This is a genomic window from Sulfitobacter dubius (genome assembly GCF_900113435.1).
In the GTDB taxonomy this organism is placed as follows: Bacteria; Pseudomonadota; Alphaproteobacteria; order Rhodobacterales; family Rhodobacteraceae; genus Sulfitobacter; species Sulfitobacter dubius.
In genome coordinates this window covers 191001-210532 of sequence record NZ_FOPG01000003.1, presented here as the reverse complement: position 1 = coordinate 210532, position 19532 = coordinate 191001, and the positions used below count along the sequence as shown (strand labels likewise).

Here is a 19532-nt window from a genome sequence, read left to right as displayed (position 1 = left end):
GGCCAAAGATCGCAGGCACCAGCCGACCGAACATCGCCAGAAACCGACCTCACCTCACCAAACGCGCCAATCCTGCGTTGGGGCGCCCCTCCCCCAACTTCATCCTTTTCCAAATACCGTGCACCACATGTCCCGCCGCACAACATCAGGGCAAGCCGCCCCATCTCACCCGGGCAAAATCTTCCCCGGATTCAAAATATTACCCGGATCCAGCGCCGCCTTGAGCGTCGCCATGACATCCACCGCAGCGCCCAGTTCCTTGCTCAGATAAGCCCGCTTGCCCTGCCCGATCCCATGTTCGCCGGTGCATGTGCCGTCCATCGAGATCGCCAGTTCCGCCAGCCAACTCACAAAGGCCTCGCCCCGCGCCACCTCATCGGCGTCGTCCATGTCGATCAACAGCGAGGCATGGAAGTTCCCGTCGCCTGCGTGGCCCACGATGGGCGCGATCAGCTTCAACTCCTCCGCCCGCGCCTGTGCTGCGACCACGGCATCGGCGAGCCGCGAGATCGGCACGCAGACATCCGTTGCCACGGCCTTGCACCCCGGGCGCAGCGCCAGCACCGCCCAATAGCCATCATGCCGCGCCTGCCACAGTTTGTTGCGTTCTTCGGGCGTGGTGGTCGCCGCATAGCCGGTGCCGCCGAATTCCTCGGCCAGCATGCCAAAGGTTTCCGCCTGTTCGACAACCCCGGCGTCCGAGCCGTGGAATTCCAACAACAAAAGCGGGGTTTCGGGCAGGGTCAGCTTGGAATAGGCGTTCACGGCCTTCACCACATCGGCGTCCAAAAGCTCGATCCGCGCCACGGGCAGACCGTATTGGATCACCGCCATGACGGTCTCACAGGCCGCCTGCACCGTCGGAAAAGAACAACGTGCCGAGGAGATCGCCTCAGGGATACCCTGCAAGCGCAGCGTTATCTCAGTGATGATCCCCAGCGTCCCTTCCGAGCCCACCATCAACCGCGTCAAATCATAGCCCGCCGAAGATTTCCGCGCCCGGCCGCCGGTGCGGATCACCCGGCCATCGGCCATGACCACCTCAAGGCTCAACACATTGTCTTTCATCGTGCCATAGCGCACGGCATTGGTGCCGCTGGCCCGTGTCGCCGTCATCCCACCGAGCGAGGCATTGGCACCGGGATCGATCGGGAAAAACAGCCCCTGATCGCGCAGATGGGTGTTCAGCGCTTCGCGGGTCACGCCGGGCTGCACACGGCAATCCAGATCACCCGTGTTGACCTCAAGCACTTGGTCCATCTGCATGACATCGATGCAGATCCCGCCCGCCGGGGCGTTTACATGTCCTTCGAGCGAGGTGCCCGTTCCGAAGGGGATCACCGGCACCCGATGCGCGGCGCAGATTCTCACCGCCTGCGCCACCTCTTCGGTCGAACGTGCCATGACGACCGCGTCGGGCGCCTGCGTGTCGATCCATGTGGTGGTGTGGCCGTGCTGCTCGCGAATGGCTTGGCCGGTCAGCAGATTGTCCCCGAAGGCTTGTTGCAACTCGTCCAGCACGGCGGCGATCCCCGCCTCATTGCGCGGCAAATCTGCGATTTTCGTCACGTCTTATCTCCCAATAGCATCCTCAAGCCGCAAAATTTTGCGGCGGCATCTTTGTAAAAAATCAACCGAAAGGCCCGCGTCGCCGCAGCCGTCCGGGGGTCAAAGCATGGAGGGCACAACTTGATCCGGCGGACGGTGGCCGTCATCGAAAGTCTTGATGTTAATCAAAACCTTCTCGCCCATCTCAATCCGGCCCTCCAGCGTGGCCGACCCCATATGCGGCAGCAGAACGACGTTCTTCAACTCACGCAGGCGCGGGTTGATCTCGCGGCCATGCTCATAAACATCCAACCCCGCGCCTTTGATGTCACCAGTGCGCAGCATCCGCGTCAGGGCGTTCTCATCGATCACCTCCCCGCGTGAGGTGTTTACGATCACTGCGTCCCGCTTCATCAAGCCCAAACGGCGCGCGTTCATCAAATGAAAGGTGCTGGGCGTATGTGGACAGTTGACGCTGATTACATCCATCCGGCTGACCATCTGGTCAAGGCTGTCCCAATAGGTCGCCTCCAAAGCGCCTTCGACCTCTTCGCGCAGACGTTTACGGTTGTGGTAATGCACCTGCATACCAAAGGCCTGCGCGCGGCGCGCCACGGCCTGACCGATCCGGCCCATGCCCAGAATGCCCAAACGACGTCCGCCGACCCGACCGCCCATCAGCGCGGTCGGGGCCCAGCCATCCCAATTGCCAGACTGCATCACTGCCATGCCCTCGGGCATGCGGCGGGTCACGGCCAAGATCAGCGCCATGGTCATATCGGCGGTATCGTCAGTCAGCACGCCGGGGGTGTTCGACACCAATACGCCGCGCTGGCGTGCGGTGGCCACGTCGATGTGATCGACCCCCGCCCCGTAATTCGCGATCAGTTTCAGCCGCTCGCCCGCCTGCGTGATCAGCGGCGCGTCGATTTCATCCGTGATCGTCGGCACCAGCACATCCGCTTGGCGCATCGCCGCGCCCAATTCCTCGCGGGTCATGGGCCTGTCATCTTCGCGTAGGGTCACGTCAAACAGCTCTGATAGCCGTGTTTCCACCGCCTCTGGCAACCGTCGCGTCACTACAACACTCAACCGCTTCTTTGACATGCCTGCTCTCCCGGTCTTGGCGTCGCCTCGTTTCCGGGGCATGGTGTCTCATGCAGCGACGAGGCACAAGAACTCGCGCCGGAAAAAGAGCAACAATAACCGCAGATTTGCACAGCACCGACCCACAGCAGTGAACCGCATAGCAGGCAATTCCATGATAACGGCTTTTCTTCGCAGCACCCTTTTGGTGGGCGCGCTGCTTTTGGCTCAGGCAAGCCCCGGGGCCGCAGAAGAGGCGCGCGGACAGGTCACGAACCTCCCCCTCCCCCGTTTCGTTTCGCTTAAAGCTTCCGAGGGCAACGTTCGTCGTGGCCCTTCACTGTCGCATCGGATCGACTGGGTTTACAAACGCCGCGACCTGCCGCTCAGGATCACCGCCGAACACGGCCATTGGCGCCGGGTAGAGGACCGCGATGGCATGGGCGGCTGGGTGCATTACTCGCTTTTGTCGGGCACCCGCACCGTGCTGGTTGAGCAAGACATGCTGCAACTTCACGTCAACCCCGACCCAAAGGCCGCCGTTGTGGCGCGGCTGGAACTGGGCGTGGTGGCGCGTTTGGGCGAATGCACTTTGGAATGGTGCGAACTACGCTCGGGCGGGTTTACCGGCTGGGCGCCCAAAGTACGGCTTTGGGGTGTCGGCCCTCAGGAACTGCGCGAATAAGCCCGCCTTTCAGGCCAATTGCATGATCCCGGCGCATGCGCCACTCTGCGCGTTGAATTCAAGCCGGAGAAAGCACCATGCACGCCATCACTTATGACCAATTTGGAGCCGCTGCCGATGTGCTGCGCCTGTCGGAAATCGACAGCCCCGCACCGCAACCCGGCGAGGTCTGCGTGGCGCTGAGCCATTCGGGCGTGAACCCCTCTGACGTCAAGGCCCGCGCAGGCACCCGCCCCGGCGTGACCAAACCACCCTTCCCGCAGGTCATCCCCCATAGCGACGGCGCGGGAGAGATCATCGCCGTGGGTGCGGGCGTCGATTCTGCCCGCGTGGGTCAAAAGGTCTGGGTCTGGAACGCCCAGTGGCAACGCGCATTTGGCACGGCGGCACAGCAGATCACCCTGCCCGCGCATCAGGCCGTGCCGCTGCCCAAAGGCGTCTCTTTTGAGACCGGCGCGCAGCTTGGCATTCCGGGGCTGACGGCCTGCCACGCCGTTTTCGGCGGCGGCGGGGTGGCCGGGGAGACGGTGTTTATTCAAGGCGGTGCCGGAACGGTGGGCTACCTTGCCGTGCAATTAGCCAAATGGGGCGGGGCCAAGGTGATTGCCACCTGCAGCCCGCGCGACAATGATCTGGTCCGCGAGGCTGGCGCTGATGCGGTGCTGAGCTACGCCGATCCCGACCTCGCCGCCGCCGTTTTGGACGCCAACGGCGGCAAGCCTGTCGAGACCATCGTCGAGACCGAGTTCGGCCTGAACCTCACCACCGATACCGAAGTCATCGCCCCCAACGGCCGCATCGCCGCCTATGGCTCGGCAGGGGAAATGTCGCCCACACTGCCCTTCTACCCGCTGCTGTTCAAAGCGGTAACCATCGACATCATCCTGATCTATCTGCTGCCCACCGGCCCGCGCGAACAGGCGATCACACGACTGCATCACGCGTTGGAAGATGGCGCCCTGCGCTGTCCTGTCGACACAGTTCTCCCGCTTTCCGAGGCCGCCCGCGCGCATGCGTTGGTCGAGGCCGGACAGCGCAGCGGGGCGGTGCTGCTCGATTGTCGGGGGTAGTGCGCTAATTGACCAAGCCACCGCCCTCACCGAGGGGCGGCGGCCTTGCCTGTCGACGGAGACCCCCATGCGCCTGATCACTGCCCTACTCCGCCTGCTCTTGTGTCTGCTTCTGCTTCTGGCTCTGCCGCTGGCCCCTGCCTCGGCGCAGGACAACGACCAGCCCGAAGGCACCATCGCCGTCGAAGGGGACGCCACAGCAGATGCCGCCATCGCCAACCGGATCCGCGCCATCCTGCGCGAGCTTGATGGGTTTGAGAAGGTCAGCGTCTCCGTCTCTTCCGGCATCGTCACCCTGCGCGGCACCACGCTCGATGCCGCTAGCGCCGCACGTCTGAGCGAGCTCGCAGGCCGTGTCGAAGGGGTGGTGGCGATCCGTAACGAGGTCCGCGAAAGCACCGATGTGTCCGAACGGCTCAACCCTGCAGTGGACCGCTTCCGCGACCGGATGGAGCAGGCCGTGGCTTTCCTTCCGCTGGCCCTAGTGGCGCTTGGGGTCTTTGCCCTGATCGTCGTTGCCGGACTGGCACTAGCGCGGCTGCGCAACCCGTGGGAGCGGCTGGCCCCCAACGCCTTTATCGCAGATATTTACCGCCAGATCATCCGTCTGGCCTTTATCATCGCGGCACTAGTCGTCGCGCTCGATATCCTCGGCGCAACGGCGCTGCTGTCGGGCATCCTTGGCGCGGCGGGGATCGTCGGCCTCGCCATCGGTTTCGCAGTGCGCGACACGGTCGAGAATTTCATCGCCTCCATCATGCTGTCGATCCGCCAGCCGTTCCGCCCCAATGACACGGTCGAGATTGATGGCGACACCGGCAAGGTGATCCGCCTGACCAGCCGCGCCACGATCCTGCTCAGCTACGATGGCAACCATGTGCGCATTCCCAATGCCACGGTCTTTAAAAGCCGCATCATCAACTACTCACGCAATGCCGAGCGGCGCTTCACCTTTACGCTCTCGGTCGCGAGTGATGCCGATCTGGCCCGCGCCCGGGAATTGGCGCTGGAGGTGTTGAATGCCCTTCCCTTTGTCCTGCCCAGCCCCGAAGCCGCCGCTTGGGTGGAGGAGGTCGCTGATCACTGGATCAACATGCAATTCGCCGGTTGGATCAATCAAGAGACCACCGATCTGGTCGCGGCGCGCAGCGAAGCGATTCGCCTGACATTGGCCACCTTCAACGCGGCAGGGCTTACCGCACAGCCCCCGGCCTACCGATTGATAACGCAAAGCGAATCGTCCAGCACCGAGCAGAAAGATTCGCCTCAATCGCCAACGGAGAGCGCCAATCCGGCCCCCGTACAGCCCGTTGAAGCGCAGGCTGACCGTGAATTGACCCGCATCGTCGCGCAGGAACGTGCCGAATTGCCCAGCAAAGACCTGCTCTCCGTTGATGCAGCCGAAGAATAGGCTAATTTATCAAAAACGGGTCTTGCACCCCGGGCCAGAGAACTCTAATTAGCGCCCTGTGTTGGGATGTAGCCAAGTGGTAAGGCAACTGTTTTTGGTACAGTGTACCGTAGGTTCGAATCCTACCATCCCAGCCAACACACCTTAAAAATCAACTACTCGCCCTTGGGCTTCGCCGCACAAGTCCATGCTGGGATCACTTCATGAATCCGGATGATCTGCACGCCATCGCCGACAGGCAGGTGTGGTCGCCAGTGCTAACTCATTAATATTCTGATCTCGACCTGTCTCACCCTGAAGGTGCAGTTCGGAGTGCCCGTTTGGCAGGCGATCGGATTGGTGGAAAGTTTGTTGCGGTTACAGAGACCCTGGCCAGCGTCGCAATGCTCAATCGCTACACCGTTCTTAGCAGCCCCATCACAGAGCCCGTAAAACAAGTCTGTCCGGGGGATGGGCAAGCACGAGTAGCTGCGACCTGCCGCAAGCCCGCGGAACTCGCGCTCCTTTCCCTCCGGACTATGTCTGTAAAGGCACAGAATCTGTCAAAATAGCTAAACACTTTGATGACCTGACTATCCCCCTTGAGATTCCTGACAGTTTCTATAAGGAATCGCAAAAATAGCAGCTTCAGTCGGTTGATTGGCCGGTTGTAAGCCTTTTATTAAGGGGAAACTAATGAAGACGACACACGCATTTGCTTGCCTCGCCGCAGGGATGATACCCGCCGCAGGTCAGGCGCAGAGCAACAGTGAAGAAGCATTTTTGGGAACTATCGTTTTGGAAATGCCATCCGTGCCAGGGATGGAAGAAGACACCATTTCTGTCTCAAGCGAGGGCTTGGCGCTGAGCAACCCTGCCGACCTGTCAGAGCTTTTTGTAGCCGAGCCCACCATTGCTGTGGGCAGCTCCATTCCGATGTCACAGAAGGTCTATGTGAACGGCATTGAAGAGAACAACCTCGCCATCTCTATCGACGGGGCGCGGCAGAACAACAAGGTTTTCCACCACAACACAACCACGCTGATCGACCCCGCCCTGTTGAAAGCCGCCCGTGTCGATCCCGGTGTGGCCCCCGCAGATGCCGGACCCGGTGCTTTGGGTGGCGCGCTGGCCTATGAAACTAAAGACGCCAGCGATCTGCTGGCTGCGGACGAGACGTTTGGCGGACGCTACAAGTTTGAATATGATAGCAATGGCGACATCTTCTCGAACAGTCTAACGCTGTACGGCCGCGAAGGGGGGTTTGAATACCTTGGCTTTGCAAAGGTGGCTGATGGCGGCCTGCGTGAAGATGGCAACGGCGACGATATCATCGGCTCTGGCACCGATCTTCTTAGCGGGCTTGGAAAACTGGCCTACGAAGCCCAAACTGGCGACCGGGTCGAGCTATCCTACGAGCGTGTGGTCGACGATGAAATGCGCCCCTATCGCGCCAATATCGGCACCATCTTTGGTGGCCGCCCCCTCCCGGCAGAGCGCCCCTATGATCTGGAGCGGACCAACATTGTCTTGAGCTATAGCGACACCACGCCGACGGCCATGTGGAACCCTACCGCGCGGCTGGCCTATAGCGGCACGGAATTGGTCAATGACGAGACGGACCTGTCAACCAATTCTGTCACCCAAGGTGAGACCGTAAGCCTGAACGGCGAACTCTCGAACCGCTTTGAACTTAGCTGGGGTGAACTGAACACAGGTTTGGATTTCTACTCTGACGAAGCCGATCTGGACTATCTTGCCATTGCGTCCGGCGCGCGTGAGACGGCTCGTGAAAAACTAAACAACATCGGCCTTTTTGCCCAAGCGCGGATGGAGCCCAGCAGCAATGCGCGGCTTTCTTTCGGGGCGCGGGCCGATTTTCAGGATTTCGAAGGCACCGATGGTTCTTCGCAGTCTGAATCCGGTCTGTCGGGCAATATCTCGGGCGAATACGATATCTCGAACGAGCTGACCGTCAGCGCGGGCTACTCCCATGTTTGGGGCGGTCTGGAACTGGCAGAGAACTACATTCTCAACCCTGCTTGGGACTACTCTACATCCGACATCGAAGAAGTCACCGCCGACAACCTTTACATCGCGGCAAACTACGCCTTGGGAGCGTGGATCGTTGACGGTAAGATCTTTGCCACCAACATTGACAATGCTCGCGCTGCCACTTGGGGCGGTGGTCCTGCCTTGTCGGCAGACGTGCAATCCCGTGGCTTTGAGCTTGGTCTCGGCACCGCATGGGAGGATGGCTTCTTCCGCGCCGGTTTCGCCCGCATCGATACCGAAATCAACGGCCGTTCTTCGGACTCCTATGTCGGCAACTACCTGACTATGCCGATGGGGGATTTCCTGACCTTCCAAGTTGCGCACCGACTTAACAACGGCGTTCTTTTGGGCGGCGATGTCCAAGTCGCCTTCGACTTTGACGATACTTACGACTCGGATACGGGTGGACGTGGAGCAGAGCTTGATGGCTATACAATCGCCAACGTCTTTGCCGAATACACGCCCAAGCGTATGGACAATCTGACCCTGCGGGCCGAGGTGAATAACCTCTTTGATGAGCAATACACCAGCCGCGCAACCTATGGGCAAGAGTTTGTAGGCGAAGTGGAGCCGCTGACCGAACCGGGCCGCTCCATCCGTGTAAGCGCCGAGATCGTCTTTTGATCTACTCTTAATCGTTGGTCAAACGACGCTTTGATCCGCTCCCGGCGCCACAATTGGCGCCGGGTATTGCTATTAAAGTCGACCTATTCGACCGTCCAAACCATCGTTTTCTCTGGTTCGCGAAAGGCAAATTTCTCCAAGTGACGGTCAATGACATCATGCACCACTTGCACCGCTTTCGCGTCTTCTACTGTCGCGGTCACGGTGAGACCGCCATCAGTGGCGCTCAGATACGCGGTGCCCATCTCAAACGCCACCCAGCCCTTATGCGGATCAAAGGATGTCTCGACCTTATGGCCAAAGTGTTTGCACAGCTGCTGCAAGTATTTCGAGCCGTTTTCGGTCTCGTAAAACCCCGTTGTCGTCGGCATAGCGCGCTCTCCAGATTCAAGTTGTCTGCAAGTCCTACGACGCGCCATTGGGATGGTAAACACCGGCCCTGCCCCCCCGTTCTCTCTCTCACGAAAGCCCTACCGCTATGATAAAACCCCTAGCCCTGATGGCCCTTCTGCTTGCCCCGCCCGCCTTTGCAGAAACAAGGTCGGTTGAGACCGCCCGAGGCCCTGTGGACGCGCCCCATTCCCCCGAAACGGTCGCGGTATTTGACTTGGCCGCGTTTGACAGCCTCACTGCGCTTGGCGTGAAACCGCAAGGAATGGTGCGCCCAGTCTACCTGTCTTATCTTGAGGACGCCGCCGCTGGCACCGATGTTGTCGGCTCCCTTTTCGAGCCCGACTTCGAGGCGCTTTTTGCGTTGAACCCCGACCTGATCATCGCCGGTGGCCGCAGCTCTGAACAGGTGCCCGAGCTTGCCCGCATCGCGCCGACACTCGATATGACCATCTGGGAGGACACCATCGGCGAAGGACTTGCCCGGCTTGCCACCTATGGCGAAATCTTTGACAAAGATGAACAGGCCGCAGCCCTCGCCGCTGATTTTCAAACCAAATTGTCCGAGACCAAAGAGGCGCTGGCGGGCAAGGGCACCGCTCTGATCGTGATGACGAATGGCCCCAAGATCAGTGCATACGGCACGGGCGGGCGTTTTGGTTGGCTGCATGAGGCGCTTGGTCTGCCCGAGGCCGTGGAAGACGTCCAAATGACCGACCATGGCGAGGCGATCAGCTTTGAATTTATCCGCGAGGCCAACCCCGACATCCTGCTGGTGATCGACCGTATGGCCGCCATCGGTCAAGAAAGCGAAGGTGCGCACGCGACGCTGGACAATGCTTTGGTGCATGAGACCTCCGCATGGAAATCCGGCCAAGTTGTGCATTTGAGTGCAGCACCAATCTACATCGCTGGTGGCGGCATTCAGTCGATGAACCTCACGCTGGATGAAATCAACGCCGCCTTGGCAGAGCAGTAAACCCCGTGGCGCTGGCCCTTGCATGCCTTCTTGTGATCTTGTCGATCACCTCGCTTTTTGTCGGGGTGATTGACCTGTCGTGGGCAGCCCTCTGGAGCGATCCGGGTGCCGTCGAACTGCTTGTGGTCAGCCGGGCACCACGGACCATCGCCGTCATCATTTCAGGCGGTGCATTGGCGGTCAGCGGTGCGATCATGCAAATGCTGGTGCGCAACCGTTTCGTGGAACCGATGACCGCCGGGACAGGTCAGGGCGCGGCCCTTGGCATCCTGTTGGTCACGCTATTTGCACCGGGCGCGTCTATCCTTGTGAAAATGGTCCTCGCCTCGCTAACCGCCCTTGGGGCGAGCGCGGGGTTTCTGGCGATTGTGCAACGCCTTCCGCCAACACAGCCCTTGCTGGTGGCGCTTGTCGGGCTGATCTACGGTGGCATCCTTGGCGCGGCGGTCACCTTCATCGCTTATCAAGCAGACCTGCTGCAATATGTCGAAATCTGGATGAATGGAGAATTCTCCGGCGTTTTGCAGGGCCGGTATGAGCTGCTCTGGCTGGTGGCGCTGGTGGCGGCGCTTGCCTATCTCGCCGCGGATCAATTCGCGATCATTGGCATGGGGCGTACCGCCAGCATCAATCTTGGCTTGAACTATAGGCAGACGATGGTGCTGGGGCTGCTGGCCATTTCTATCGTCACCGCGTTGACGGTTGTCACGGTGGGACTGATCCCCTTTGTGGGGCTTGTGGTGCCCAACATCGTCGCGCGGCTGGCCGGTGACAATCTGCGCCGCAGCTTGCCGCTCACTGCAATGACCGGTGCCACCCTCGTTTTGCTCTGTGACATTCTTGGACGTTTGATCCGCTACCCTTACGAAATTCCGGTTGGCACAGTCTTTGGCGTGGTCGGCGCCTTGCTGTTCTTGTGGCTGCTGCACGGACCCAAACGCCATGTATCCTAAGCGTCTGTGGTGGCTTCTGGCGGTGCTCTGCCTTTGCATCGCGCTTTACCTCGGGCTGGGCGCGCGGGGTAATTGGGGTTTTGTGCTGTCGTTTCGCGCCAACAAATTGATCGCCTTGCTGCTGGTCGCCATCTCGGTCTCGACGGCCACCGTGCTGTTCCAGACGATCACCCGCAACCACATCCTGACGCCTTCGGTCATGGGGTTTGACGCACTCTATCTGCTGACCCTTACTGTGTTGATCTTTATTCTTGGTGGTCAAAGCTTCACGCAACTCCCCGAGATCGCACAGTTCATCGTGAATACGTTGCTGTTGATGGGAGCGGCGCTGGCGCTTTTTGGCACGCTTTTGCGCCGTGGCGGACATGACCTTTTCCGCATGATCCTGACCGGCATCATCTTTGCGGGGTTGTTTCGTTCAGTCACCAGTTTCTTGCAACGCATCATTGATCCCAATGAATTCATGGTCGTTCAGGCGAATTCCTTTGCGCGGTTCGGCAGGGTCGACACCGAGCTGTTAACCCTCGCTGCCGCGTTGACCGGCGCTGCGCTATTTGCGGCTTGGCGCATGCGGCACCGGCTTGACGTGCTGTCGCTGGGCGATGAAAGCGCCATCAACCTTGGCGAGGCTCCAAAGAGCGGCATGTTTCAGGTGCTGGTCCTTGTGTCGATCCTCGTCTCAGTTTCGACGGCCCTTGTTGGTCCGATGGCGTTCCTTGGCTTGTTGGTGGTAAGCGTTGCGCGGCAAATTACACCGGTGATATCGCATCGTATCTTGCTGCCCTCCGCGGGCTTGGTCTCGGCGATCACTTTGGTCGGTGGGCAAATGGTGTTGGAGCGCGCCCTACAATCCACAATGCCGCTGATCGTAATCGTTGATGTGCTCGGCGGCCTTGTTTTCCTAACCCTCCTGTTGCGGAGAAAACCCAGATGATCGCCATCCGTGACCTGAACCACGACCGAGACGGCAAACCGACCCTGCGCGAGATTGACCTGACGCTGCAATCGGGCGGTGTAACCGCGCTTATTGGGCCGAACGGAGCTGGGAAATCGACACTTCTATCGTTGATCGCGCGGCTGATTCCTTTGCAGCAGGGGCAGATCATGGTCGACGATCTGCAAATTGGCGTCTGCGCGAATGATGTACTAGCTCGGCGGCTCGCTATCTTGCCGCAGGCCAGCGATGCCGCGCCGCTGCTGACGGTGCGCGAATTGGTGGGATTTGGCCGCTATCCCTATCACAAGGGTCGCCCCACAGCAGAAGACGACGAAAAGGTAGAGGCCGCGCTGGCGACCTTTGATCTGCTGCCCCTTGCAGAGCGGCGGCTTGATACCCTGTCAGGCGGGCAACGGCAGCGCGCGCAAGTGGCCATGACTTTCGCACAGGAGACCGACTATATCCTGCTGGATGAGCCGTTGAACAATCTCGATATCGCCGCCTCGCGCAGCCTCATGCGCACATTGCAAGACCTCGCGCGCAATCATGGACGGACCATCGTCATCGTGCTCCATGACATCAACTATGCCGCCGCCTATGCTGATCAGATCGTCGCGATGAAAGACGGGCGAATTACCCATCAAGGCCCAGCTGTCGAAGTCGTAACCGAAGCGATGCTTTTGGAGGTCTACGGCACCTCCGCCAGCGTCCACCATATCGGTGATAAAGTGGTGGTGGCAGTTTGATGAGGCCCGCTTCGCGTTGAGCCGGCAATGTCGACCATATCATTCCGACGGCTAACCAAAGATAACACTGCTTCCCCAAGACCCACAGCGCAGCACCCCGCCCTACGACAACACGTCGCAGATTGCTCCGCGCTATAGCCTTGCGCAGCCCTTCGCGTTATCACGCCCTATGTCCGCCGCTTCGCGCATATCTTCGCTTCGGGTCACCCTGACCCTTTTGCTGGTTTTGGCCTTCGCCAGCCTGCCATTTGCGCATCGTTCCACCGCGCAAACTCAGCAAGATCCCGCGTTTATCGCCTTTATCCAAGCGGGCGGCACGCTAAGCGACTTTTGCGATGGACCGTTGGACGGCCAAGGCCATGCAGCGCTGGATTGCGAAGCCTGCCGGATCGTCAGCGCGTTGATGCTGCCGACTTTGGCCAATGTCCTACTTCCCGCTGAAAAGATGGGCATTGCCGCGCCCCGTGCGGCTTGCGCCCTTGGTGCGCCGCGCAGTCCAGCCGGGGCGCCGCCCCCGGTCCGCGGGCCGCCCTTTGTCTGATTAATCGCCCGTTAAGCAATTTATCAGACAATGGAACATCACATGAAAACCATCATTATCGCAGCCTTGGCTGCCCTTTTCGCCCTGCCTGCCGCCGCACATGAATACAACGCGGGCGGTATCGTCGTTGATCACCCCATGGCCTTTGAAACCCCTAAGACAGCCCGCGTTGGCGGAGGGTATCTCACCATCACCAACAATGGCGATACATCCGACCGCCTGCTCGCAGTAAGCGCTGAAGGTTTCGACGAAGTTTCCCTCCATGAGACAACGACCGATGACATGGGCGTGGCGCGCATGTCGCATGTCGAGGGGATCAACCTGCCTGCGGGTGAGACCGTCACGCTTAAGCCCGGCGGTCTGCACGTCATGTTCATGGGCCTAGATGGCGACCCTTTCGAGGAAGGTGAGAAAATTCCTGCCACACTGACCTTTGAAAAAGCCGGGACGCTGGACGTGACCTTCAACGTCGAAAGCCGCCGGGGTCATAGCGCCGGCGATATGGAACATTCCTCGCACGCGCACGAAAACTAAACCCTGAAAATACCGAAAATGCGCCGTAGGGCGTTGACCGGCTCCCTTCAGCACCTCTGCCTCTGGGCTTTGGTGCTGTTTTTCGGGGCGTTCTCGGCGCTTGCGTCGGGAACCATGCCAGAACGCCAGCAAGGCGGGCTGACCATAGTCTTGTGCACCGGTTACGGGGTGAAGACCGTGACCATCGGCCCCGACGGCGAACCGATCACGCCTGAGCATAAGCCCTGCGACTGGAACCAGCACCTCGTTGCCGAGGTTCGTACAGCGCTGGAATTGCAGCCTCGAACCGTCAACTTTCACCCGGCCCCTGCCCTACCGCCGGCCGCGATCACACAGCCCAAACCGCGCCCCAGCGCAAGCAAACGCGCGCGTGCGCCGCCAAAAACCCTCTGACGTCCACCTTACAAATCAATTCAGTCAGAGGACCAATTTAATGGTTTCTATCGATCCCGCAGGCGCCGCGGCCCTGCAAAACGACAATACGCAACGCACGAACAGTTTCTACCGCGCCGCTTGGCGCTGGCATTTCTACGCTGGGCTCTATGTCATCCCTTTTTTCATAATGCTGGCCCTCACAGGGTTGGTGATGCTTTGGATCGCCTTTGTCGGCGGGCGTGATGGGGAGCGTATCTCTGTGATGCCCCAAAACGCACCGCTTGCTGTCTCGGAACAGGCGGCCGCTGCACAGGCCAGCATAGAGGGCGGCACGCTGGTTCAATATGTCGCCCCACGCGCCGACGACTTGGCCGCGATCTTTCGGGTGGATGTGAATGATGTGGCGACAATGGTCGCCGTCGATCCCTATACCGCCGAGATTCTCGCCAGTTTCCCACGCCGCAGCGGGTGGTATGACATGGCCGATAACATCCACGCCAACCTGCTGCTTGGCGTCACAGGCGACCGCATGATCGAGATTGCGGCCTCGCTTGGGATGGTGCTGATTGCGACCGGGCTCTACCTGTGGTGGCCGCGCGGCACCGGCTGGCGCGCAGCGCTGCTGCCGCGACTGAGACGTGGTCGTACCTTGTGGAAATCTCTGCACGGGGCGATCGGTCTTTGGGTGTCGGTCGTGTTGTTCTTCTTCCTGATCTCGGGCCTGTCATGGGCCGGTGTCTGGGGGGAGAAAATGGTCCAGGCATGGAGCCAATTCCCAGCAGAGAAGTGGGATGCCCCGCTGTCTGATGACATCCACGCCAAGATGAACCACGGCCCGAAAGAAGTGCCTTGGGCGTTGGAGCAGACACCAATGCCCGCCTCTGGCAGTGATGCCGGTGTCGCAGGACTCGCCGAAGGCACGCCTGCCACGCTTGACACAATCGATGCGCTGGCACGGCAGATCGGCTTTGATGCGCGCTATCAGATGAACCTGCCGCAGGGCGAAGAGGGCGTCTGGACCCTGAGCCGGGATACGATGAACACCGATGCAACCGACCCCACCAGCGACCGCACGGTGCATATTGATCAGCACACGGGCAATATCCTCGCCGATGTGCGCTATGCGGATTACTCGCTGGCGGGCAAGGCGATGGCCGTGGGCATCGCGCTGCATATGGGCACGCTGGGCTGGCCGAGTGTCATGGCCAATACGCTGTTTTGCCTCTCGGTGATTTTCTTATGCGTCTCTGGCGTGGTGATGTGGTGGAAACGCCGCCCGGCAAATCCCGCAGGCTGGCTGTCGGCCCCGCCTGCGCCGCGCAACATGACGCTGTGGAAAGGCGCGGTTGTGGTCGGACTGGCCGTGGCGCTGGCCTTTCCCATGGCGGGGATCCCCCTGCTGGTCGTCGGACTGCTGGATTGGCTGCTGCTGCGCCGTGTGCCGGTGCTGAAACGCATGGTGTCTTGAAACGCCGCCCGCCCCTCCGCGGGGGCGGGCACCGCTTGGTCCTCAGGCCGCGTGCTGTTTGATCAACTCTTTATAAAGCGCCTGAATGCGTTTGGTGACGGGCCGTTCTCCGCTGCCGATGGTCTTGCCGTCAATCTCTGCCACCGGGGTCTGCGCCCCAAAGGTGCCAGTGAGAAAGGCCTCATCCGCGCCATAAGCCTCGTAGAGCGAGAAGTTCTTCTCCCGCACCGGGATGCCGTTTTCATGGCACAGGTCGATCACCTTCTGCCGCGTCACCCCGTTCATGCAGTAATCCCCGGTCGAGGTCCAAACTTCCCCGCGCCTCACGATGAAAAAGTTGCAGGCGTTGGTGGTGTTCACAAAACCATGCGGGTCGAGCATCAGCGCCTCATCCGCGCCCGCTTCCTCGGCCTGAAGGCAGGCGATGATGCAGTTCAGCTTTGAGTGGCTGTTGAGCTTGGGGTCTTGGCTATGTGGCAGCCCGCGCACCTGCGGGACGCTCGCCAGACGAATGCCCGCCGATTGCAGCCGGTCCACGGGTTTGGAATGTTCCATGATGATCACCAGCGTCGGGCCAGTGGTGCTGAGCGAGGGGTGCTGGAACGGTTTGTCCTTGATCCCTCGGGTCAACATCAGGCGGCAGTGCACGTCCTCGTGCATATCGTTCGCCTCTGCCGTGCGGCGCAGGGCGTCTGCGATGCCTGCCCTGTCCATCCCCACATCGAGCGAGATCGCTTTGCAGGAGTTGAAGAAGCGGTCCATATGCTCATCGAAGAAGGCCCATGTGCCGTTATAGAGGCGCATGCCTTCCCAAATGCCGTCGCCCAGCATGAAGCCCGCGTCATAGACCGAGACCTTGGCCTCATCCCGGTGGACGATGTCGCCGTTGACGTAGATCTTGATGTCGCGGTTGCGGACGTCTTCGTCAGCGGTGTGGGTGGTGGTGTGGTCGGTCATGGTGGGGTCCGTTTGTGAGGGCGGTTGCAGCATTGATACGCAAATGGATGGATGTTGCCACCCCGGGCCCGGAATCAAGCCGCAGGCGCCGGGCCATCGCCTGCCCGTCCGTCACGCCGGAGGCGTGCCAGCCTATATTGGCGCACCTTTGGTGCGACCGGGTAGGCGCTGGCCCTTCCGAAACCCTCAGACCCGCCAGTTCAACACACGCCGTTCAACGAAAGCCACCACGGAAGACACCGCAACGCCCAGCAGCGACAGGATCACCACGCCTGCAAACAGGCGCTCCAAATCATACAGACTCCCCGCCTGCAAAATATACGCTCCGATCCCATATTCCGCGCCCAGCATCTCAGCCGCCACCAACAGAATAATCGCAATCGTCAGCGAAATCCGCAGCCCCGACAGGATCCCCGGCATCGCGCCGGGCACCACGATTTTTGAAACAATCGACCACCAGCCGAGGCCGAAACTCTGCCCCATCCGGATCAGCACCCGGTCCACGTTGTCCACTGCCGCATAGGTGGCGACCACCGTGGGCGTGAAGGTGCCAAAGGCGATGAGCGCGTATTTACTCGCCTCATCAATGCCAAACCAAATCACAAACAGCGGCAGAAGCGCGATCTTGGGGATGGGGAAAATCGCCGCCACCAAGGGCACCAACCCCGCGCGTGCCAACGAGAACAGCCCGATCAGCACCCCAATCCCGATCCCCAGCGAGGCACCGATCAGCGCGCCCACGGCCAGTCGGGTCAACGAGGGGCCGAGGTGTTTGAACAACATCCCCGACTGATAAAGCTCTTGAAACGTTAGCAACACATCGCTGGGCCGAGGCAGCGTCAGGGCCGAGATAAAGCCGCTGCGCGTGCCCCATTCCGCCAGCAGGATCAGCACCACGAAGACCGCAAGCCCCACGCCCCGCCGCGTGCCGGGCTGGAAACCACCGCCTCGAAAAGTGACCTCGCGGGCATTTGCATCTGTCATCTCAGCCATCGATCAACTCCGCATCCGCCGCCGCAGCCTCATCGCGCATCAGCCCCCATAGGTGCTGTTGTTGGGCCTCCAGCACCGGATCGCCGTGACGCCGCTCGGCCAAGGGCATGTCTAGCTCCACCACCTCGCGCAGTTCACCCGGACGGCGCGAGAGCACGACGATCTTATGCCCCAGCCGCACCGCTTCGGCGAGGTTGTGGGTCACATAGACCGCCGTGAAAGGCTGCCGCGTCCAAAGCGCCACGAGGTCATCCATCAACAATTCGCGGGTCTGGCTGTCGAGCGCGCTTAGGGGCTCATCCATCAGCATCACCGCAGGGTTCACCGCCAGTGCGCGGGCGATCGCCACACGCTGCTTCATCCCGCCCGAAAGCTGTTTGGGCAGGGCATCTGCAAAATCGGTCAGCTTGGTCCGCGCCAGCACATCGGCGATGATCGCCTCGCGCTGCGCCTTGCCCAGCCCATGATCCTCCAGAACCAGCGCCACATTGCCGCGCACCGTGCGCCACGGCAGCAGGGCGAAATCCTGAAAAATATAGGTCAGCGGGTTCAGACAGCCCTCCGGCGCATCGCCCATTTGCAGCACCCGGCCTTCGCTGGGCCGCTCCAACCCGCCGAGCATGCGCAGCAGGGTAGACTTGCCACAGCCGGAGGGGCCAACGATGCAAACGATCTGGCCGGAGGGAATGTCGAGCGTGATGTCACGCAGCACTTGGGTATCGCCATAGTAATGGCTGACAGAGGAAAGCTTGAGGTCCATACCGCCCTTTTTCAGCAAAAACGCCGCGCGTGCAATGTGCGATCCGCATACTAGGACAGCCGCCCGTCGCAGGTGGCGCGCTTAAGGCTGCTCACCCTCTTTCCCGCGCAGCCCGTCCACCGCGATCCCGGCGGTAAACCCATGCACTAAGGTCGACACAAGGATCGCGAACCCCACCATCGCCCAAAGCGTCTCTTCGTCCAGAAATTCCACCTTCCCGGCCGCATAGGCGAGGTAGTAGACCGACCCGATCCCCCGAATGCCATAGAGCGCCACGACCCAGCGGGGGCGCGCCTCAAGCGGCGATCCCAAAAGCGCCACCCACCCCGCCAAAGGGCGTACGATAAAGATCAATGCCAGCACGATCACCCCACCGGCGAGGGTCAAATCAGCCAGCAAGGCAGGCAGCACCGCGCCAATCGCCACCAGCAGCAGCGCCGTTAGGGCGTGCTCAACAGCAGCGGTGAAGTCATGCAAACGGCGGTGGAATTCATGGTCCGCCTCAACCCGTCGGATCACCAGACCGGCCACCGCCACAGCGATAAAGCCATAGCCTTCGACCAATTCCGTCGTGCCATAGCACAAAAGCACCCCGGCCAAGGCCACCACCCCTGAGGAGGTATCCGCCAGAACCGCCTTGCGCGGCACAACGAACAACACCTGCCCCAAGGCCCAACCGCCCGCAGCACCCATGGCGGTGCCGACAGCAATGCGCCAAAAGACATCGCGCGCCAGCCACTCTACACCCCAAGCCGCCGGGGCCAATCCCTCAGCCGCGACCAAAATCCCGAGATAGACAAAGGGGAAGGCCAAGCCGTCGTTCAGCGCCGCCTCGGTCGTCAGCGCGAAACGCACCGGATGCTCGCCCCCCTCATGCGGCGGGCCGACCTGCACATCGGCGGCCAGAACCGGATCGGTCGGGGCCATCACCGCGCCCAAGAGGATCGCGCCCGCCGCGGTCATCCCCGCAAAGGCCCAGCCCATCAGCGCGACCGATAGGATCGTCAGTGGCATGGTCAGCGCCAAGAGCCGCGCCGTCGGCCCCCAGCGGGACCAATCCGAGAGTTTATCAATGCGCAGCCCCGTCGCGAATAAGGCGACGATCACGCAAAGCTCTGACACCATCTCCCACGGGAAGGGATAGATGCGGGGGTCGGGGAATATCGGCATACCGGGGACAAGGGCGAAAATACCCATGCCCAAAAGGATCAAAAGCCCCGATGCCGCAGGCTCGCGTCGGCTGACAAATCGCGGCAACCAATGAGCAAGGATGACAACCGCCCCGACGGCCCCCAAGGCGAAATGATAGCCGTTTAGGGTGAAAAAGCTGCCGTCGCTCACTGAACGTTCCCGTCTACTGGTCAGGGGCTTGGCCCTGTATCAGCTTCAAAGGTATCTTTACGGGGCGGCATTGCCAGTCACGCCCGCCCAAAATCGCCCC

Annotated in this window: 19 protein-coding genes and 1 tRNA gene; 13 read left to right on the top strand and 7 right to left on the bottom strand. The window is 60.8% G+C overall.

The genetic code is table 11. The annotated features are described in order from the left end of the window. Positions 1-165: 165 nt before the first annotated feature. Together BM229_RS13445 and BM229_RS13440 are read right to left on the bottom strand one after the other, a co-directional pair. Positions 166-1569, bottom strand: a complete 1404-nt coding sequence (locus tag BM229_RS13445) for an FAD-binding oxidoreductase (protein WP_093928162.1) — start codon at positions 1567-1569, stop codon at positions 166-168. Between the two features lie 99 nt (positions 1570-1668). After that, positions 1669-2655, bottom strand: a complete 987-nt coding sequence (locus BM229_RS13440) for a 2-hydroxyacid dehydrogenase (RefSeq protein WP_093928161.1) — start codon at positions 2653-2655, stop codon at positions 1669-1671. 154 nt (positions 2656-2809) lie between these two features. Between BM229_RS13440 and BM229_RS13435 the strand changes: the two genes are divergently transcribed. The 5 genes from BM229_RS13435 (at position 2810) to BM229_RS13415 (ending at position 8458) form a co-directional block, all read left to right on the top strand. Beyond that, the gene (locus BM229_RS13435) at positions 2810-3319 is read left to right on the top strand and encodes an SH3 domain-containing protein (RefSeq protein ID WP_093928160.1); all 510 of its coding nucleotides are present in this window, start codon (positions 2810-2812) and stop codon (positions 3317-3319) included. A 77-nt stretch (positions 3320-3396) separates the two neighbouring features. Continuing rightward, entirely contained in the window at positions 3397-4389 is a 993-nt protein-coding gene (locus BM229_RS13430; protein WP_093928159.1) for an NADPH:quinone reductase, read from the top strand. A gap of 67 nt (positions 4390-4456) precedes the next feature. Further along, a complete protein-coding gene (locus tag BM229_RS13425) occupies positions 4457-5800 on the top strand; it encodes a mechanosensitive ion channel family protein (protein WP_093928158.1) in 1344 nt (447 codons plus the stop codon). A gap of 62 nt (positions 5801-5862) precedes the next feature. Beyond that, positions 5863-5937, top strand: a tRNA-Gln gene (locus BM229_RS13420). A 538-nt stretch (positions 5938-6475) separates the two neighbouring features. Next, complete coding sequence (locus BM229_RS13415) at positions 6476-8458, top strand: TonB-dependent receptor domain-containing protein (protein WP_093928157.1); 1983 nt, start codon at positions 6476-6478, stop codon at positions 8456-8458. A gap of 83 nt (positions 8459-8541) precedes the next feature. On the opposite strand, the gene BM229_RS13410 is transcribed toward BM229_RS13415, so the two are convergent. After that, positions 8542-8829: a DUF2218 domain-containing protein gene (locus tag BM229_RS13410; protein ID WP_093928156.1), complete on the bottom strand. Its 288-nt coding sequence runs from the start codon at positions 8827-8829 to the stop codon at positions 8542-8544. Positions 8830-8957: 128 nt separating this feature from the next. Between BM229_RS13410 and BM229_RS13405 the strand changes: the two genes are divergently transcribed. The 8 genes from BM229_RS13405 to BM229_RS13370 all read left to right on the top strand — a co-directional run bounded on the left by BM229_RS13405 (position 8958) and on the right by BM229_RS13370 (position 15381). Beyond that, positions 8958-9827, top strand: a complete 870-nt coding sequence (locus BM229_RS13405; RefSeq protein WP_420855259.1) for a siderophore ABC transporter substrate-binding protein — start codon at positions 8958-8960, stop codon at positions 9825-9827. 5 nt (positions 9828-9832) lie between these two features. Continuing rightward, positions 9833-10780, top strand: a complete 948-nt coding sequence (locus BM229_RS13400) for an ABC transporter permease (RefSeq protein WP_093928154.1) — start codon at positions 9833-9835, stop codon at positions 10778-10780. Then, on the top strand, positions 10770-11714 hold the full coding sequence (locus tag BM229_RS13395) for an iron chelate uptake ABC transporter family permease subunit (RefSeq protein ID WP_093928153.1): 945 nt from the start codon (positions 10770-10772) through the stop codon (positions 11712-11714). Before BM229_RS13400 ends, BM229_RS13395 begins: the two co-directional genes overlap by 11 nt. Beyond that, positions 11711-12463 carry an iron ABC transporter ATP-binding protein gene (locus BM229_RS13390; protein ID WP_093928152.1) on the top strand — a complete coding sequence of 251 codons (753 nt, stop codon included), beginning with the start codon at positions 11711-11713 and terminating at the stop codon, positions 12461-12463. The genes BM229_RS13395 and BM229_RS13390 overlap by 4 nt, the downstream gene beginning before the upstream one ends. Positions 12464-12632: 169 nt before the next feature. Continuing rightward, positions 12633-13004 (top strand): hypothetical protein, encoded by a 372-nt coding sequence (locus tag BM229_RS13385; RefSeq protein WP_093928151.1) that lies wholly within the window; start codon positions 12633-12635, stop codon positions 13002-13004. Positions 13005-13046: 42 nt separating this feature from the next. Then, on the top strand, positions 13047-13538 hold the full coding sequence (locus tag BM229_RS13380) for a copper chaperone PCu(A)C (RefSeq protein WP_093928150.1): 492 nt from the start codon (positions 13047-13049) through the stop codon (positions 13536-13538). A gap of 114 nt (positions 13539-13652) precedes the next feature. Beyond that, entirely contained in the window at positions 13653-13931 is a 279-nt protein-coding gene (locus tag BM229_RS13375; RefSeq protein WP_139226287.1) for a hypothetical protein, read from the top strand. A gap of 40 nt (positions 13932-13971) precedes the next feature. Then, positions 13972-15381, top strand: coding sequence for a PepSY-associated TM helix domain-containing protein (locus BM229_RS13370; protein WP_093928148.1), 1410 nt, complete (start codon positions 13972-13974; stop codon positions 15379-15381). 42 nt (positions 15382-15423) lie between these two features. Here the strand turns inward: BM229_RS13370 and BM229_RS13365 are convergent, their stop codons facing one another. The 4 genes from BM229_RS13365 to BM229_RS13350 all read right to left on the bottom strand — a co-directional run bounded on the left by BM229_RS13365 (position 15424) and on the right by BM229_RS13350 (position 19432). After that, complete coding sequence (locus BM229_RS13365; RefSeq protein WP_093928147.1) at positions 15424-16338, bottom strand: D-amino acid aminotransferase; 915 nt, start codon at positions 16336-16338, stop codon at positions 15424-15426. A gap of 186 nt (positions 16339-16524) precedes the next feature. Beyond that, positions 16525-17331, bottom strand: coding sequence for an ABC transporter permease (locus BM229_RS13360; RefSeq protein WP_208604083.1), 807 nt, complete (start codon positions 17329-17331; stop codon positions 16525-16527). After that, positions 17324-18091 (bottom strand): ABC transporter ATP-binding protein, encoded by a 768-nt coding sequence (locus BM229_RS13355; RefSeq protein WP_093928146.1) that lies wholly within the window; start codon positions 18089-18091, stop codon positions 17324-17326. The genes BM229_RS13360 and BM229_RS13355 overlap by 8 nt, the downstream gene beginning before the upstream one ends. 81 nt (positions 18092-18172) lie before the next feature. Next, positions 18173-19432: a cation:proton antiporter gene (locus BM229_RS13350; RefSeq protein WP_093928145.1), complete on the bottom strand. Its 1260-nt coding sequence runs from the start codon at positions 19430-19432 to the stop codon at positions 18173-18175. Between the last annotated feature and the right edge of the window lie 100 nt (positions 19433-19532).

What these genes read in the sequence shown, in the direction of transcription:
- BM229_RS13370 (WP_093928148.1), top strand. Translation starts at nt 13,972, where the DNA reads ATGGTTTCTATCGATCCCGCAGGCGCCGCGGCCCTGCAAAACGACAAT.
- BM229_RS13360 (WP_208604083.1), bottom strand. Translation starts at nt 17,331, where the DNA reads ATGGCTGAGATGACAGATGCAAATGCCCGCGAGGTCACTTTTCGAGGC.
- BM229_RS13410 (WP_093928156.1), bottom strand. Translation starts at nt 8,829, where the DNA reads ATGCCGACGACAACGGGGTTTTACGAGACCGAAAACGGCTCGAAATAC.
- BM229_RS13390 (WP_093928152.1), top strand. Translation starts at nt 11,711, where the DNA reads ATGATCGCCATCCGTGACCTGAACCACGACCGAGACGGCAAACCGACC.
- BM229_RS13425 (WP_093928158.1), top strand. Translation starts at nt 4,457, where the DNA reads ATGCGCCTGATCACTGCCCTACTCCGCCTGCTCTTGTGTCTGCTTCTG.
- BM229_RS13435 (WP_093928160.1), top strand. Translation starts at nt 2,810, where the DNA reads ATGATAACGGCTTTTCTTCGCAGCACCCTTTTGGTGGGCGCGCTGCTT.
- BM229_RS13430 (WP_093928159.1), top strand. Translation starts at nt 3,397, where the DNA reads ATGCACGCCATCACTTATGACCAATTTGGAGCCGCTGCCGATGTGCTG.
- BM229_RS13355 (WP_093928146.1), bottom strand. Translation starts at nt 18,091, where the DNA reads ATGGACCTCAAGCTTTCCTCTGTCAGCCATTACTATGGCGATACCCAA.
- BM229_RS13440 (WP_093928161.1), bottom strand. Translation starts at nt 2,655, where the DNA reads ATGTCAAAGAAGCGGTTGAGTGTTGTAGTGACGCGACGGTTGCCAGAG.
- BM229_RS13405 (WP_420855259.1), top strand. Translation starts at nt 8,958, where the DNA reads ATGGCCCTTCTGCTTGCCCCGCCCGCCTTTGCAGAAACAAGGTCGGTT.
- BM229_RS13395 (WP_093928153.1), top strand. Translation starts at nt 10,770, where the DNA reads ATGTATCCTAAGCGTCTGTGGTGGCTTCTGGCGGTGCTCTGCCTTTGC.
- BM229_RS13415 (WP_093928157.1), top strand. Translation starts at nt 6,476, where the DNA reads ATGAAGACGACACACGCATTTGCTTGCCTCGCCGCAGGGATGATACCC.
- BM229_RS13385 (WP_093928151.1), top strand. Translation starts at nt 12,633, where the DNA reads ATGTCCGCCGCTTCGCGCATATCTTCGCTTCGGGTCACCCTGACCCTT.
- BM229_RS13380 (WP_093928150.1), top strand. Translation starts at nt 13,047, where the DNA reads ATGAAAACCATCATTATCGCAGCCTTGGCTGCCCTTTTCGCCCTGCCT.
- BM229_RS13375 (WP_139226287.1), top strand. Translation starts at nt 13,653, where the DNA reads ATGCCAGAACGCCAGCAAGGCGGGCTGACCATAGTCTTGTGCACCGGT.
- BM229_RS13365 (WP_093928147.1), bottom strand. Translation starts at nt 16,338, where the DNA reads ATGACCGACCACACCACCACCCACACCGCTGACGAAGACGTCCGCAAC.